This window comes from Psychroserpens sp. AS72 (genome assembly GCF_038900375.1).
Lineage (GTDB): Bacteria > Bacteroidota > Bacteroidia > Flavobacteriales > Flavobacteriaceae > Psychroserpens.
The window spans coordinates 417,656-434,403 of the sequence record NZ_JBBMRC010000001.1 but is presented as its reverse complement, the minus strand read 5'-3'; the positions used below and the strand labels follow the sequence as shown (position 1 = coordinate 434,403).

Genomic DNA, 16,748 nt, shown 5'->3' with positions numbered 1-16,748 from the left:
ATATTTAAGAATTTCTATTTCTTTTTCCGAAGAAAAAAACAGTACTTTATTGTATAATTTTTAATCATGACATTTACATTCAAATTATTACTGCTTTTTAGTTTTTTAACATTAGCGTCCTGTAATCCTGGAAAGCTTGATGCCTTAGCAGATATACCTTCAAGTCTTCATGAAACTTCAGCTATTGAGGTGGTTAAGAATAAAAAAATCGTATGGATTATAGAAGATGCTGGAAATAAAAACCATTTATATGGCTTTAATACAAAAATGAAACTGACAAAAAATATAGAGATTGAAAATGCAGAAAATATAGATTGGGAAGATTTAACGTCTGATAACCTCGGAAATATCTACATTGGAGATTTTGGCAATAATAGTAAAGAGCGAGAAAACTTCACCATTTATAAAATATCTAATCCTGAAAAAGCAAGAAAAAAGACGTCTGCCGAAGTTATTAACTTTTCACTACCAGAAGATATGAAATCTGCAGATTTTGAATCATTTTTTCTGTTTAAAAACAACTTTTACATATTTACAAAAGATGACAAAAAGTGCGAACTTCTTAAAGTACCAAATCAAATTGGAGATCATGTAGCAAGTTACATTTCCGAAGTAAAACTGAAAGGTAAAAACACTAAAGTTACATCTGCAGACATAAGTGATGATGGTAAAATAGTGGTTCTTTTAAACCATGATAGATTATGGAAATTAACCAAATTTAAGTCTGATGATTTTTTCAACGGAACTATTGAAGAGCTAAATTTTGATCATGACACTCAAAAAGAAGGCATCAACCTTATTGGTATGAAAAAAGTGCTACTTACCGATGAAAAGACTAAAAATGAAGGTGGTAAACTCTACTTATACAAACTGTAATTAAAGAACATATTAGTCCATTAATTTATGCATTTTGACATAACTGTAATTGATATCTCCTATGTGTTTGTAGCGTTCTTCTTCGTTTAACAATTCTCCCCAACCAAAATTATGCTCAATATCTTTGACATCATATTGATTTAATAAATGCTCTGAAATCAACAAATACTCATCTTCTTTTATATCATTTTTCAAAAGACGATGGGCAACAATGACATCTTCTCCCATAAGTTTGATATGATTACCAATTTGAACAGATTCTACATAGTCTCCAAAATGAAGAACAATCTTTAAACCTAACTTTGGTACATTGCTAATGCCTTTTTCTTGACTATATTTATTAGACAATATGTCTAGTTGTTTATAGAATTGAGTGAAAAACAATTTGCATTGATTAATCAAGTCTTTAAAAGGAGGTAACTCTCCTTTTTTGAAAAACAAGACAGCATCTCCTTCAATTTCTGAAACTCTTAAACCAATTTCATTGGCATAAATAATCTCATTTAATAGTGCAGGAATGACTTTTGCACTTAATTCGATATTGGTATCACTCATAAAACGAGTGAAACCGCTAATATCTGGTATGCATATTAATGTTGGACTTGATGCCATTTCTGTTTTTTTTTTTAAAATTAAATTCTTTTAGATCCTAAGTATTAGAATACGCTTTTTTTAAAATCATTAAATCTGCTTTATTTTTCAAGCTATTTGTAGCATCTTCAAAAAGATTCTCAAGTTCTAAAGCTATAGCTTTTTTATACATTTCTAATTTCACATCGTTACTATCTTTTAAATAACTTAGCATAAAAAATAGTTTTTGTACTATGATAATATCATGACTACAATATGTTCTCAAAGCTGCCATAACCTGAAACAATAAGTCTTTAAAATCGACCGTATTTATCTTTATAACTGGCAATTCTTGTTGGTTAAAAATAACACTAATTTCTTTCTTTTTAAGTCTTAGAGAAAACAACTCTGTTAAATAATCTATAGCATTAATTGCTGTGCCTGGATCATTAATTCCTGGCGACATTGCTTTTACAGCAATTTCTGTAATTTGTTTAAAAGCAAGTAAATAATTATCTTCAATTAACTCACTTTTAGAAAACCTGAAAGTTTCACATATCTCTTCAACAACTTTATCTTCTAGCTTAACATTTGATTTAAATAATAATTGTTCAGGTAGCAAATATGTTCCTTTAATTGGTATAATATCCAATTTGATATCATGAGTTTCTGTTATTTCTTTTAAAGCATTAAGATTTAAATCCTGAAAATATCCTGAGGTATTAGAAGTCACGGTAGACCAATTTGTTGTCTCTGGAAAATCTAAATTATTGTTTTTTTCTGAATCTATTAGTTTTTCCAACCTTGCTTTGGCTGTATAAAAAATACGGTCCATAATATTATTGACTTGGATTTCTTGAGAGATAGAATGTATGAAGTATATAAATGCTCCCAAACAAAAAGTCATTGCAAAAATAGCAAGCAAAACTGAAAATCCAGGCAGTTGATATTTATTGCCATCAGGTTCAATTGATACTAATGTGAAAATGCAATAAAGAAGTGTGAAATTGTATATTCCTAGAATTATTTGATGTCTTCTATTAGAAATTAAACCTGGTAAAATTCTTGGTGAAAAATTACTTGATGCTTGATTAAGGAGTATCATTACCATAGAAAAACTAAACACCATTATAGAAATCAAACCTGCAATAAAAGTGGTTAATAAATTTCTAGCTGTATCAACATCATTAACAACTAATACTGGAGCATTTTTGAGCAAATATTTGGAAATCCCTATACTTTCAAAATAATACATTGTAAAAGCGAATACAAGACCCAAAACACTCAAAAGAGTAGGATAGAAAGCAATTTTACTTTCTAACTTAAATATGCTTTTTATTGTATTGCTTAAATATGTTTTCATTTAATTTTAAAAATTCAAACCAAAACCAAAAGAGAATCGCAAACCTTCTTCACTATTAAATAGATTAAAAGTTCCTGATAAACTATCTGCTGCAGTGACCCAAAACCCACCACCATAATCGTTATGCCATTTATCTGAAAAATCACCTTTTAGCCAAACGCGACCAACATCAAACCCTCCAAAAACGCCCATTTGAAGTGGTAATGTTTTTGTTTTAAATGAATTAAAACTATATCTCACATCTGCACTACCAACAAAGGCATTTTTCCCTGTAAAACGTTCTGTTCTATAACCTCTCAATCCATTTTGCCCTCCAATATTTGCAGCTTGATAAAACACTAAATCATCACCTACTCTTACTTGCAATCGTGCATCAGTTTTTAAAACTAGTTTTCGATTATGACTCAATGCATTATAGAACCCTAAATCTGTATTGAGATAACCATAAGTATTCTTGGTATCTTCAAATTCAGTTTTACCTCCAGCTGTGATTAAAAACGTCATTCCTCGAGTTGGATTCAATTTATCATCAAAACTCGCATATTTAAATTCTGCTTCTAAAGCTCCAAAAATACGTCTATCATAAAACCCTTCATAAGGTGTTGCAAATTCTGAGATAAAACGATCTGACGTATCATCTATTTCAATAGCTTCAAAAATTGTTCTAAATCCATAATCACTACCAAAGTTTCCTTTTTTAAGGATTCCTGCTTTTGCCATATAAATACTGGTCTTGACCCGATTATAATCTAAATCAAGTTCATCATCATTGTTTACAGTTTCATTTCCGTAGCCAAAAAAGTTATTGGTAAAATTTTCTGAAGTAAATTGACCTCCAACATGAAGATTCCAATCGTTCATAATGTTAGCAAATTCACCGTCATAGATAAGAGAAAAACCGCTCGTAGCAAAGAAGTATCCACCTTTAAAACGATGCTGTTGCGAATAAGGGTTTCTTTGAAAACCATTTTTCGTTTTAACAAATTGTAAACCTAAAGACACACCATCATCTGGATTAAAACCAATTGCTGGAGTAATAGTACTATTGTTAACAATATGCTTATTAAAATCAAAAAGGTTAAGTTTATATACATCTGTTAACCTTATTGTTCCTCCATTGTTTTCTTGAATTGTATTTGGTTTACTTTCATGATCATACACCTTAACACGACGTCCTTTTTTTATAATGTAAGTATCATTGTCTTGACCTCCAATAAGCCTTGTAAAAATCAAATTACTGGCTTTGCCAGTGACTTCAAACACATCTTTATCATCTAGACCGTAAATCCATAGCTCCTTTGTGACATCCTTATTGAAAATTTTATCTACAAGAACTTCTCCTTTTTCACCATCTTTAATTCGTGAAATAATCACCTGAGTTTCATTATCTCCAATTCTAATAACTTCTATGTAATCATCCTTATCTGTTCCTGTTAAAATCACCAATTCATTAAGAAATTCGTAATATCGAGTTGCTATATCTAATAGGTTTCCACGTCTCCCTTTAAGCTTTTTCTTAATATCATCTAAAGTAACATCCTGAACTTCTTTTGGGACTTTGCTGAACGCTTTTTCAATCACCTCATCAGTAATATTATCTTGCAAAAATTGAGCATGTTTAAGCCATGTTTCTTTTGAGGCTTGTTGCACCATTACTCGATCTAACTTCACACCTGCAGCATTCATCCACTCAATATCTTTGAGGTCTTCATCATAAACTTGTAATTGCTTGGTAGAACCCGAAATGATACGCATTACATCTAATAAAGCACCATCAAAATTAGAGAATACTTGATCACGATCTCTTGGGATTGGTCGATACCATTTATCACCATTTTCCTGATCAAATTGCGCCCAACGCCATTGGTCTTGATGACGATCCCAATCTCCAATAAGCATATCAAATAATCGTGCTCTTACATAAGCATTTTCATCAATTTTATATTTTTCATCTTCTCGTACTTTCTCAATAATATCATGCGTACTTTCTATATCATCTGCATAACCAAAATTACGCTCGTTTGTATAATTATCTTCTGGTCGCTCTTCAATCATGTACAGTTCTCCACCATAATCGTTATTATATTTCCCTAAATGCTTATGCTTCGGAATAAAATAAATCTTTGGATTGGTATGATAAATTTGGGCAGCATCAGAAAGATCAGGAACCACAGCAAATGCATAAGGATGTGCAGCAGTATAAAAATCCTGAATCAAACCTTCTACTGAAGTTTTCTCAAACTCATCTTGGATATAGGTATCCTTAAACAAAACTGCTTGCAAATATTGTGTTGCACTCTTACGCAAGGCTCTCATATTTAACTGCCTTCCGTCTTTAGTTTGTAAACGTAATGATCTAGTTTGGTGTCCACCTCCTGCTCTAACAACTTCTAAACCACCATAAAGTGTGTCTAATGTTGCTACAGGAACAGTAATTTTTGTACTGTAAACATCACGATAATGACTTCCCCAAACGGACTCAAAAAAACCAGTGACATCAGTTTCTTCTTTAGTATAGACAGAAGCCTGTACTTCTTCTGGAAAACTATCAGGCAATCCTGATACGTCATAATCTTTTGTTGGCTCATAAACCTCCTTTGAAAATAAACGTTTTGGCTGTCCGTTCTCTTCTCCATAAATAGTCACCCAACTACTACCATCTTTATATACTGTTAACTCTGCAAAACCTTGTTTTCCGTAGGAAAACAAACCATTGTTACTTAGAGTAGTAGCCGATTCCTTTGCTCCAGAACCTGATACGATTTGTTTAATTCGATCATTCTCTATGTATTGTAATGTATGCTCATGACCTGAAACAAAAACTAAGTTTTCAGATTCAAACGTCAATGTTTCTAAACGACTCATCAACTTATTGTAACGCTCATTGTATCTATCTTGGATAGACACACCACCTTGAGTTCTAATTTGAGTAATTAAAGATGCAACAATTGGCACAGGAATATTACTTTGCGTTGGATATAAATGCTTTTTAGCTGAATAGTAACCACCATGAGTTCCGTTAGTATACATTGGGTGATGCATAGCAAAAACAATGGTTTTATTTTGAGCTTTTTTAAGTTCACCTTCCAACTCCTCAAAGAAACGCTCTCGTGTTTTTATCTCACATTCATCATTAATTGTTGGATTTTCATTCCAATTTTCTAAGTACCATTGTGTATCAATAGCTATCAATTGTATGGTTTCGCTAACGTCTATACTTTCTAACGGACAACCATTTTCTGGTTGAAACGTGTTTTTACCGAGTGCTTCTTCGATATACTTTTCTTGACGTTTTAAGCCTTTTAATCCATTGGCATACCAATCATGATTTCCAGGAATAAATAACACATCTCCTTTAAAATTTTTAACTGACATAATTTGACCATCAAGAGCATTTTCAGCATTTTCTCGACCCTCTTCACCTGTCTTTGGTAAACCGTCAGGATATATATTATCACCTAAGAAAATAGTATAATCGCCTTCAGTATTCTTATCTGCGATATGATTACTAAATGCAGTTAATGCTTTAGACATGCCTCCTTGTGGAGATTTACCTGCATCGCCAATTAAGTAAAAAGTTTTATCGATTTCTTTATTTGGAAGTTCTACAGATGCTTGCTCTTTATTTTTATAGGTTGCTTCATACGTTGCACAAGCATTTAAAAGCAAGCCTAAAATTAAAGTGGCAACTAATTTATTATATCTAGTCATTTAGTGTCATTTGAGTTGTAAAAAAAGTGTATTAAATTTAATTCTTTTGCCTGTATCCCTAAAGATATTGATTCTTAAGCTAATTTTTCCCAGAGACTATCTGTAAAGTAGTGTTTACAGTCTAAAAACTGTTTTTTTATTCTGAAATTCGCCTGACCAGACAACGCTTCAATATCATCAAGTGAATACTTTTTTGACAGTTCTGTCCATATGAGTTCGTTTTGCTGAAATTCAACTGAAAAATCTAGTTTTTTGAATTGAACAGTTTGCGATTTTAAACTCACAATATAACTTTTGACGTCTCCATTTAACGGATTGTAATGACAATAAAAATCGAAATCATCAATTTTAAAATCAGCATCAAACTCACGATTAATTCTAATTAAGAGATTCAAATTAAAACGTTTAGTCACACCTGCTTTGTCATAATACGCATTATGAATTGTAATAGGGTTTTTCTTTAAATCTATACCTATGAGCAGTTTGTCATTTATATTCATGTTTTTATTAAAAAGCTGCAATAAATTAACTGCTTTTTCTTCAGAATAATTTCCAATATTACTACCTAAAAACAAGAGTAAACTAGGAATGTCATTTTTTGATTCTGCATTAAGAATTTCAAAATAGTCACCAACCTTAGCTTGAATAGATAATTTAGGTAAACGCTCTTTGAGTTTTTCTGAGAGTATAGTAATTGCCTCTTGCGAAATATCTATTGGCACATAATTAAATTCAATGTTCGCATTCACCAAGTATTCAAGAAGTTTAAACGTTTTGAACCCATCTCCTGCTCCAAGTTCTATGATATTAAAAGGTTCATTAAAATCTAGAGCATCAACAATTTGTTGTGATTGTAATGAGAGAATCTCAAATTCAGAATCTGTGAGATAATATTCTGGCATTTGCATAATCTCTTGAAATATGCGACTGCCATTATCATCATAGAAATATTTTGAGGATAAATGTTTGTTTTTAGCGGTTAAGCCTTGTTTGATATCTTCTGCAAAAGTAGTGTTCATATATTATTTTACGAGTCTAATTCCTGAAAATTGCCATCTCATTTCTGGATGAAAAAAATTGCGATATGTTGATCTGCTATGATTATCTGCTGTAACTACAGAGGCACCACGAAGTACCATTTGATTAATCATAAATTTACCATTGTATTCACCTAAAGCGCCTGGTGCTTTTGAAAAGTTCGGATATGGTAAGTAGGCACTATTGGTCCATTCCCAAAGTTGCCCATAATCAATTTGCTTTGAAGCAACTTCCCATTCAAATTCTGTTGGTAAGCGCATTTGTTTCCACTCTGCAAAAGCGTATGCTTCATACAGACTAACGTGACTTACGGGTTGTTTTAAGTTCACAGGCAGAAAACCTTGCAATGTATATTGATGCCATTTTCCATCTACTTTATGCCAATATTCTGGAGCTACAATATCATTCTGTTGGACAAAATCCCAACCTTCGGCATGCCATAAATTAAAATTTTTGTATGCTCCACTTTCTATAAAATCGATATAATCTTTATTGGTTACAAGTTGATCTGATATTTCAAATTCATGTAAAAACACCTTATGTCTTCCTAACTCATTATCATAACAGAATGTATCGTATTTGTGTCCAATGTCATATACACCTTCACCAATCTTTAACCATTTTGAAGGTTGTTCAATTTCAGCTAAATGAATATTATTTTCAATAGTTGGAAACGTAGGTTGATGTCCTAAAATATACTTGATATCGTAATAAAATAATTCTTGATGTTGTTGCTCATGTTGAATTCCAAGTTCAAAAATTTTCTTCACCTTTTCTGAAGGATCTTGATTCAAAAATTCAACCATCTGTTCATCGACATAGTTTCGATATTGATACACTTCGTCAACTGTTGGACGCGTCATCAAACCTCTGTTAGGTCTTAAAACTCGCTTTCCAGCATTGTTATAATAACTATTAAATAAATAGGCAAAATCCTCATCATAAATCTTATAATGCTCTTTAAATTCTGAAAGTACAAATTGCTCAAAAAACCACGTGCTATGCGCTAGATGCCATTTAGGAGGCGATACAAAAACCTTAGGTTGCACAGAGTAATCCTCAGTTTTGAGGGATTTACATATAGTTACAAATTTTTGTCGTGTGTTTAGATATGAATCTTTTAAAATCATAGATTGATGCTAAATTATTTCTGTTTCAATAAGAATTTTGCTTTGTAATGTTTTATGGACAGGACATTTTGAAGCGATTTCTTTTAATCTCTGTTTTTGATTCTCATCCAAGTCTCCTACAAAGGTTAACTTTTTTGATAAATGATCGATACGCGTTGGTTTGTCTAAATCTAACATTAAATCATCACTATGTTTTTTTGAATATGTAATGTGAGCGTACACTTCTTGTAAGTCCCATTTTTTGCGTTCGGCATATAATTTAAGTGTCATTACAGTACAAGCTGCTAATCCTGCACTTAAAAAATCGTAAGGTGATGGTCCAAAATCATCGCCTCCAACTGACTCTGGTTCATCTGCAATCAAACTATGTTTTGCTGTTTGAATCGTTGTTGTAAAATTATCTTCTTTTAAATTTAAATGTGCTACCAATTGCTCACCAGCTGTATCTAACATTGTATTTTCTTGCTGCGGAAAATAGCGTTTCACCCAACTACCAATCATGTCACCAACATATAAACTATCTTGAGAGTTACTCAACAAATGATCAGCATTATCTAAGCTCACAAAACTTTTAGGATGATGTGCATTATGATATAATTCTTCGGCATTTTTAACACCTACAATGGTATCAATTGGTGAGTGTAAAATGAGTAATGGTTTTCTTAATGATTTAACAACTTCTGGTAAATTAGTTTTATCAAAATCTGACACAAAATCTTCATCAATTTTGAAAGGTCTCCCTCCAATATTAACCTCTACTCGACCTTTATTTTTTATATCATCTATATCATGAGAAAATAAATGTTTTACGTGAGTCACTGTTGAAGGAGCTCCAACTGTGGCAACAGCTTTTATATTATCTAATTTTGAAGCTGCTACTAAAACAGCAGCTCCTCCAAGAGAGTGACCTACCAATAATGATGGTGCTTTATAATTTGTTTTAAGAAAATCGTTAACTGCAATCAAATCATCAACGTTTGCTGAAAAATGACTATCTGCAAACTCGCCTTCACTACGTCCTAAACCAGTGAAATCAAATCGCACAACACCAAAACCATGATTAGTTAGGGCTCTACTAATATTCCGCACTGCACTTAGAGAACTACTGCACGTAAAACAATGTGCAAAAATTGCAAAGTAGTTTGGTTTTTGATTTGCAGGCAACTCCAGATGTGCTTGAAGTTTAAGTCCTTTTTTATTTTCTATTTGTAATTTTTTATTATTCATAATTGTTATTACAATGAAGACTTAATCTTTAAGTGATTAAGTTTCTCATGATTTATAAAAGCACTATAATTCTCTAAAAGCATTCGCAATTTTGGATTTATAAAAGTTTCACAAAATGGCTTTTCAGGATTATTATAGTAATAATTTGTAAACTGTTCTTTTGAGACTTTAAATTCTCTAAAATTTAAAACCAGCGTTATTAATTGATTTTGATATTGCTCATTTAATACAGCTAAAATATTCTCGACATTCAATTTTTGTTCATCTGAAAACGTGTAAATAGCTGACCGATATTTATTACGCATAGAATGACTTACTGTGCTCTTATGTGTTAACAAATGTACCTCAATTAGTAATTGAAGATTAACTGTTTCGGGAATATAATTAACACAAACACCTTCAGAAAAACTTGAGTTCTCATTATAAGATGCGATATAACCTTGCTCAACAGAAAACACGCCTTTTAACGTTTGAAACACTGCTTCTGTGCACCAATGACAGCCACCTCCAAATCCTATTTTTTTCAGGTTTTTCATTATTTTGATACTTTAACACCTTATCAAATAACAATATAAATCTTCATAGGTTTTGTAAATAGAGACATTGTTAGCGAATACCATCCAACCTCTTTGTGTTATTACGATAACAAGTAAAATGCAATATGTGTTTAAACATTAATCTTATCTGTATTCTGGATTTTCAAAAGACCAATGTGTACCACTGTCCCATGCTTCTCTAGAATTACCATAATTGCTGTAACCTTTATTTTCTTTCAATAATTTTGCTAAATGCAAAAGATTATAGGTCATAAAGGTTGTATTTCTATTTGTAAATTCTGAATCGAATCCAACTGGTGGATCAACAGATTCACCTTTCCATTTTGTATCACCATAACTTGGACCTGGACCAACTTCTCCAATCCAACCACAATCTGCCTGAGGAGGAATTGAATATCCAACGTGCTGTAACGCATATAGAATTCCCATAGCACAATGTTTAACGCCATCTTCATTTCCTGTTACCATACAACCGCCAACTTTACCATAATAAACATATTGTCCTTTATCATTAGTTTCGCCACTCATTGCATAAAGTCGTTCGATTAATTTTTGAGCTTCAGAAGATTTTTCACCTAACCAAATTGGTGTTCCAATAATTAAAACATCTGCTTCTTTAACTTTATTATAAATATTTGGCCATTCATCTTTATCCCAACCATGCTCTGTCATGTCTGGATAAACACCTACAGCCACGTCAGTATCTATAAGTCTAATAGTTTCAAACGAAACATTTTCCTTTTTTAAAATATTTTGCGACACTTTCATAAGCGTTTCTGTATGGCTTATTGCAGGTGATTTTTTTAATGTACAATTAATGTATAATACTTTTAGTTTTGAAAAATCCATTATTTTACTTTTTTTGATTATATAATTAAGAGCTACAAGACAACATAGAACATCCTACTTTATGTCTCGCCCAATCTGGTCGTTTTGCAAACCATTTTTCATTTTCTAATTGTTCGTCATATGGTTTCTTTAAAAGCTGAAACAACTCATCAATTAATTTGTAATCGCCTTTATTAGCATCGTCAATTGCTAATTGAGACATATAATTCCTGAGGACATATTTAGGGTTCACAGCATTCATTTTTGTTTTCCTTTCTGCATCTGAGAGTAACTCCTTTTTCAGCCTCACATCATAACTTTCAAACCAATTATTCCATTGTTGCGTAACAGCATCAGACACTTCTTTTGGCATATAAAATGCAGCTTGTACAATCTCCAATCCTTTTGCAGCATCGCCTTTTTTGAAGTTGCTCAAATTTCTGAAAAACAAAGTCATATCTGTTTCAGTTAATAAAAATGCATCTTCCAAATTTTCAACTAACGTATTGTCTTTGTCGTCGTTTATAGTCAAACCTAATTTTGAACGCATCATTTCTAAAGATTTTCTCTCAAAATCGCTTTTATAAGTCTCTAAGATTGTTTCTAGAGGCTCTGTTTCTTCAATTAACGGATACAAGGCATTAGCGAGTTGGTACAAATTCCAGAGTCCGATATTGGGTTGATTTCCATAACGATAGCGTTTGTGTTGACTATCTGTAGTATTTGGTGTCCAACCAAAATCAAATCCTTCTAACCAACCATAAGGACCATAATCAATGGTTAATCCTAGAATGGACATATTATCTGTGTTCATCACACCATGTACAAAACCAACACGTTGCCAATGAATAATCATGTCTAAAGTGCGCTGAGCCACTTCAGCAAAAAAATGTATATAATTCTCTTTTGACGGTTTTCCTAAATGAGAAAAATGATGGGTAATTGTATAGTCAACTAAAGTTTTGAGGGTTTTATGATCTTGCCTAGCTGCGAAGATTTCAAAATTTCCGAAGCGTAAAAAAGAAGGTGCAACACGAGTTACAATTGCTCCTTTTTCATAAGCTTGATTACCGTCATATAACATATCTCTCATCACCTCATCTCCAGACAGAGCCAATGATAAAGCTCTAGTAGTTGGCACTCCTAAATGATACATCGCCTCACTACATAAATATTCTCTAATTGAAGAACGTAAAACAGCTAAACCATCTGCAGTTCTAGAATAAGGTGTTTCTCCAGCACCTTTAAGTTGCACTTGCCACTGTTTATTATTATGCTCTACTTCAAATAAATTTATTGCTCTACCATCTCCTAATTGTCCTGCCCAATTGCCAAATTGATGACCACCATAACACATAGCATAAGGTGTTGTATTTTCTAAAACTAGATTTCCTGTAAATACATTTTTAAACATTTGAGAATTCATATCCTTAGTTGACAAACCTAATGTGTGTATCATTTCTTCGGAAATGTGTAGTATTTCAGGTTTTTTAGTCTGTTTAGGAACTACATAAGAATAACACGCCTCTTTGACTTGTCGTCTATAGTTCTCTGTTATAGGATCTGATGGAAGTTCTTCTGTAAATGTATGTTTAATGTTTAGTTGCATTTCACTTGTTTAATCGAATAGATTACTAATTTTAGTAATAAAGATATAATTTACGATAATTTTAGTCGAATATGCAGTTTGAAAATTACATAATGTCTTAATTATGATTTTCGTAAATTTACTTTTATATATAATTGATGTTTATGGCTACTGACCTTATTAAAAAAACCGAAGAATTTGTATTTGATTTACTAAAAAAGGAATTAGATGCTAATTTTTTATATCACAATTTTAAACATACTGAGCGTGTATTAAAAAGCACTCGTGAGATTATTGAAAACAGTGATGTTAGCGAAGATGAAGCCGAAATTCTTGAAATAGCAGCATTACTTCATGATACTGGTTATACCAAAAATGCAGACAACCATGAAGAAATTGGTGTAGAAATCGCAACAGAGTTCTTAACAAAACAAAATGCTGATAAATCGCTTATTGATGCAGTCAACCAATGCATCATGGAGACAAAGTTTAAAGAAGTACCTACAACAAAACTTGGCAAAATAATTAGAGATGCAGATGCTTCACATTTTGGAAAAAAATATTTTGAGGAAGCAAGTGAATTTCTAAGAAAAGAACTTGAATTACGTGGTATTGAAACTTACACTCCAATTGAATGGAGGAACGAAAACATTAAGGTACTCGCTAAAAAACATCAATATTATACAGATTACGCACTAAAGAACTGGCAATCTAGAAAGGACAAAAATCTTTCAAAACTTATCAAGGCTAAGAAAAAGCAAAAAAGTAAGTTCAAAAAAGAAGAGGTGAAAGCCAAATATAAGGCGCAATACAAGAATGAAAGCCCAGAACGTGGTGTTCAAACATTTTTTAGAACAGCACTTAGAAATCATATTAAGCTTAGTGATATTGCAGATACTAAAGCCAATATTTTATTGTCTGTAAATGCGATAATTATTTCAGTGGTTTTGGCTAATTTAATTTCTAAATTAGATACCAATCCTTACCTCACTTGGCCAACAGTCATTTTCACTTTATTTAGCGTTATCTCAATGGTGATGTCCATTATAGCAACTAGACCTAATGTTACAAGTGGACAATTCACTAAAGAAGACGTTAAAAATCAGAATGTGAATTTGAGTTTCTTCGGAAATTTTCATAAAATGAAATTAGAAGAGTTTGAATGGGCAATTCAAGAATTGGTGAACGACAAAGATTACATTTATAAAGCCCTAACCAAAGATTTGTATTTTTTAGGAAAGGTGTTAGAACGAAAATATAGAATCCTTCGTGTTACTTATACTATTTTTATGATTGGTATCATAACATCACTAATTGCCTTTGGTATTGCAGTAAAAAATAATCCAGGAATTGATATTCAAGAAGTTTTAGATCCAGATTCTGATGTTAATATCATCAAACCTAACACTTTGGATAGTGAAAGATATTATGTTTAAGCATTAATCTCTTTCATTAAATCATCATAGGTGTAAAATGATTTATCATCTTGATTTTTATGATACAATATGCTTACACGAATTGCTTTTAAACCTGTGACAGCTTGCAAATCTTGAAGTTCAACAATTTCAAGATCATCATCTAAATACTTCTTAGATTGTAGAAAATTAATATACCTTAAATATTCGAGTTCATCTTGTTTTTGAGAATAGACAATACTTATTTTTCCTTTTTGAGTTACTCGTACTTTAGTTCCTTTAATGAACGCTTTATCTACTCGTTTTTTTACAATTTCATATCTAGCATTGTAAGTTCCATCAACATCAAATTGTTTTTCATCCATTCTAAAACTAATCGATAATGGTTGATTAAACACTAAAATCATTGAAGCTACATCTAATTTAACAGGAAAGTTGGGTTGCATTATATAAAATGAATTTTCCATTTCACACATGACCTGCAATTGCCATAAGCGTAAGTTATACAGATAGATAGAATTAAATGAATCTTCTTTAGTGATAGACTCTCCAATGTACATATTATGTTCAACACCATCTGTTTTAAATCGCTCAAAATAATGAGGATACATCGCTTGAGCCTCAACTTGTTTTTTATCTAAAATTGAAGCCATCTCTTTATTGATCAAGGCTATAGTTTTGTCGTAATCTTTTCGGTGATGGTATAATGCATCCACCTTTTTATCTATACTTTCATAATAAGCAATCACCTCTTCTTGTATAGAATCAATGGCAGTTAGATGATCCAATAAAGGATCTATATCTTGTTTTATAAATGCTGAAATTTGCTGCTCACTATCCACCTGAAAATGAACATCTAAGTCTTCTAAAAAATTATTTACTTGGAATAAGAACTGTTCGTAAATTGGTAATTTCTCCAATTTCATAGCACTCATTATTATAGACTTAATAGATTCTAACTGAATAGTTAAATCTTTTTGAGTTGCAGAGTTTCTAGCTTCAGAAGACCCTTTAATATCTATTTGACCAAATAAAGGATAAATATTTTTGAAAGCTATTTTATTAAAACTAGGTTCATTACCGTTTAATTGATCTTTGATAAATTTTCTCGCTTCTTTTACAAAACGCCAATTAACACTTGGATGAATAGATGTACATTCTTGTTGAATCACAGCTTCTATTAAATTCTCTTCTTCACTTTTAGAACGCTCAACTGCAGAAACGATAAAAGGCATTACATCTACCAACTTATTGGCATTGATGCTGTTTAATATTTTAGGTTCTTCAGAAACAATTTCTAAAATACCCATTAGACCTTCTTCATTAGCTATTGGTGCTAAAATTGCGCTCTTAATATGTTGTTCTTTTAATGTTTTATACTGAGGTGATTTCCCTTTAGAAAGCTTATAAAATTTATCCACATCAGAAATAGTGTAGAATTTTTTTTCTTTCAACAAGATATTATAAGACGCATCACACAGTGCTTCTGAACAGGCATTAGAATCTAATTTATTTAGTAAATAACTATTCATCCCAACACCGTAAACGTGTTCAAAAGCATCATCTTCCTTATTATAAATAGAAAAACCAACTTTAATATTTTTAAGACCTAAAAGGGATTGAAATATTTGATGAAAATTTTTCATAAAACCTTCATTTTTTCGCTTATCCTCTCCTATTAAACTAGATTTAATATTTGAAATCGATTGATCATCTGTTACATTAAATATATTAGAAATAACAAACCCTTTAAAGGTGTAACTATTTGGCGGAAACTTTGCTTTCCATAATGCTATATTATCAAAATTATCTAATAATTCATCAACATCTTCTTGAGTTATTTTTGGAGCATCTTTAGACGGAACGATATCAATAAAATCAGCATTATATAAAATCTTGTAATACTGCATTATTCCTTTCGCATCTGGTATTTCATAATAAAGTGGACGTTTAAAATTGATATTATGGCCATAACAAAATGCTAAAATGATTGTACATGAAGTTATATACGTATCATTTTTTGGCATGTTTTTGATTTCTAACTCAAAGTCATCTCCAGCCGTTTTGATTATGGATTTAAACCTTTCCGAAGAATTAAAAATCAAATTATGAAGTGGTACCGAAGCTGTTTTAATTTCATTTTTAGTCAAAATAGGACTAAAAGAATCTTGTAAAATAATACTTATTTCTTTCTCTCTTTTGACTAAATCGATAGGTTTTGTAATTCCTTCACGTAGTTCTGGGAATCTTTCAGCAGTCTTTAAAACTCGACGTGCTTTTGCTGCTATAAACTCATCTTCACTTTGAGACAAGTCTTCATAATGCTTAAGAATTTTATTAAAACTTACTTTTAATGTAAAAGGAGACTCTATATTATCGTTAATATCGTTCATAGCAACTGTTTCTTACATGTAAATTTAAGAATTAATAGTTTAGTCGCTACTA

At 31.5% G+C, this 16,748-nt stretch carries 12 protein-coding genes; 2 read left to right on the top strand and 10 right to left on the bottom strand.

The features are described 5' to 3' along the window. Positions 1–66: 66 nt before the first annotated feature. Positions 67–876, top strand: a complete 810-nt coding sequence (locus WNY78_RS01855; RefSeq protein WP_342871473.1) for a hypothetical protein — start codon at positions 67–69, stop codon at positions 874–876. Positions 877–888: 12 nt separating this feature from the next. Here the strand turns inward: WNY78_RS01855 and WNY78_RS01850 are convergent, their stop codons facing one another. The 9 genes from WNY78_RS01850 to WNY78_RS01810 form a co-directional block, all read right to left on the bottom strand. After that, on the bottom strand, positions 889–1,488 hold the full coding sequence (locus WNY78_RS01850; RefSeq protein ID WP_342871472.1) for a DUF2652 domain-containing protein: 600 nt from the start codon (positions 1,486–1,488) through the stop codon (positions 889–891). Between the two features lie 37 nt (positions 1,489–1,525). Beyond that, positions 1,526–2,809, bottom strand: coding sequence for a DUF2254 domain-containing protein (locus WNY78_RS01845; protein ID WP_342871471.1), 1,284 nt, complete (start codon positions 2,807–2,809; stop codon positions 1,526–1,528). Positions 2,810–2,815: 6 nt separating this feature from the next. Next, positions 2,816–6,520, bottom strand: a complete 3,705-nt coding sequence (locus WNY78_RS01840) for a metallophosphoesterase (RefSeq protein ID WP_342871470.1) — start codon at positions 6,518–6,520, stop codon at positions 2,816–2,818. 74 nt (positions 6,521–6,594) lie between these two features. Further along, positions 6,595–7,539, bottom strand: coding sequence for an L-histidine N(alpha)-methyltransferase (locus WNY78_RS01835; protein WP_342871469.1), 945 nt, complete (start codon positions 7,537–7,539; stop codon positions 6,595–6,597). Between the two features lie 3 nt (positions 7,540–7,542). Then, a complete protein-coding gene (gene egtB, locus WNY78_RS01830) occupies positions 7,543–8,688 on the bottom strand; it encodes an ergothioneine biosynthesis protein EgtB (RefSeq protein WP_342871468.1) in 1,146 nt (381 codons plus the stop codon). 9 nt (positions 8,689–8,697) lie between these two features. Beyond that, on the bottom strand, positions 8,698–9,915 hold the full coding sequence (locus WNY78_RS01825) for an alpha/beta fold hydrolase (RefSeq protein WP_342871467.1): 1,218 nt from the start codon (positions 9,913–9,915) through the stop codon (positions 8,698–8,700). A gap of 8 nt (positions 9,916–9,923) precedes the next feature. Further along, the gene (locus tag WNY78_RS01820) at positions 9,924–10,451 is read right to left on the bottom strand and encodes a peptide-methionine (S)-S-oxide reductase (RefSeq protein ID WP_342871466.1); all 528 of its coding nucleotides are present in this window, start codon (positions 10,449–10,451) and stop codon (positions 9,924–9,926) included. A gap of 144 nt (positions 10,452–10,595) precedes the next feature. After that, positions 10,596–11,321: an NAD(P)H-dependent oxidoreductase gene (locus tag WNY78_RS01815; RefSeq protein WP_342871465.1), complete on the bottom strand. Its 726-nt coding sequence runs from the start codon at positions 11,319–11,321 to the stop codon at positions 10,596–10,598. A 25-nt stretch (positions 11,322–11,346) separates the two neighbouring features. Further along, complete coding sequence (locus WNY78_RS01810; protein WP_342871464.1) at positions 11,347–12,909, bottom strand: YdiU family protein; 1,563 nt, start codon at positions 12,907–12,909, stop codon at positions 11,347–11,349. A 143-nt stretch (positions 12,910–13,052) separates the two neighbouring features. On the opposite strand from WNY78_RS01810, the gene WNY78_RS01805 reads away from it, so the two are divergent. Further along, on the top strand, positions 13,053–14,324 hold the full coding sequence (locus WNY78_RS01805; protein ID WP_342871463.1) for a Pycsar system effector family protein: 1,272 nt from the start codon (positions 13,053–13,055) through the stop codon (positions 14,322–14,324). On the opposite strand, the gene WNY78_RS01800 is transcribed toward WNY78_RS01805, so the two are convergent. Next, positions 14,321–16,696 (bottom strand): GAF domain-containing protein, encoded by a 2,376-nt coding sequence (locus WNY78_RS01800; protein WP_342871462.1) that lies wholly within the window; start codon positions 16,694–16,696, stop codon positions 14,321–14,323. The two genes, WNY78_RS01805 and WNY78_RS01800, sit on opposite strands and share 4 nt — an antisense overlap. Positions 16,697–16,748 lie beyond the last annotated feature (52 nt).

Coding starts and splice junctions, on each gene's coding strand:
- WNY78_RS01845 (WP_342871471.1), bottom strand. CDS start 2,809: ATGAAAACATATTTAAGCAATACAATAAAAAGCATATTTAAGTTAGAA.
- WNY78_RS01810 (WP_342871464.1), bottom strand. CDS start 12,909: ATGCAACTAAACATTAAACATACATTTACAGAAGAACTTCCATCAGAT.
- WNY78_RS01825 (WP_342871467.1), bottom strand. CDS start 9,915: ATGAATAATAAAAAATTACAAATAGAAAATAAAAAAGGACTTAAACTT.
- WNY78_RS01820 (WP_342871466.1), bottom strand. CDS start 10,451: ATGAAAAACCTGAAAAAAATAGGATTTGGAGGTGGCTGTCATTGGTGC.
- WNY78_RS01850 (WP_342871472.1), bottom strand. CDS start 1,488: ATGGCATCAAGTCCAACATTAATATGCATACCAGATATTAGCGGTTTC.
- WNY78_RS01815 (WP_342871465.1), bottom strand. CDS start 11,321: ATGGATTTTTCAAAACTAAAAGTATTATACATTAATTGTACATTAAAA.
- WNY78_RS01800 (WP_342871462.1), bottom strand. CDS start 16,696: ATGAACGATATTAACGATAATATAGAGTCTCCTTTTACATTAAAAGTA.
- WNY78_RS01855 (WP_342871473.1), top strand. CDS start 67: ATGACATTTACATTCAAATTATTACTGCTTTTTAGTTTTTTAACATTA.
- egtB (WP_342871468.1), bottom strand. CDS start 8,688: ATGATTTTAAAAGATTCATATCTAAACACACGACAAAAATTTGTAACT.
- WNY78_RS01835 (WP_342871469.1), bottom strand. CDS start 7,539: ATGAACACTACTTTTGCAGAAGATATCAAACAAGGCTTAACCGCTAAA.
- WNY78_RS01840 (WP_342871470.1), bottom strand. CDS start 6,520: ATGACTAGATATAATAAATTAGTTGCCACTTTAATTTTAGGCTTGCTT.
- WNY78_RS01805 (WP_342871463.1), top strand. CDS start 13,053: ATGGCTACTGACCTTATTAAAAAAACCGAAGAATTTGTATTTGATTTA.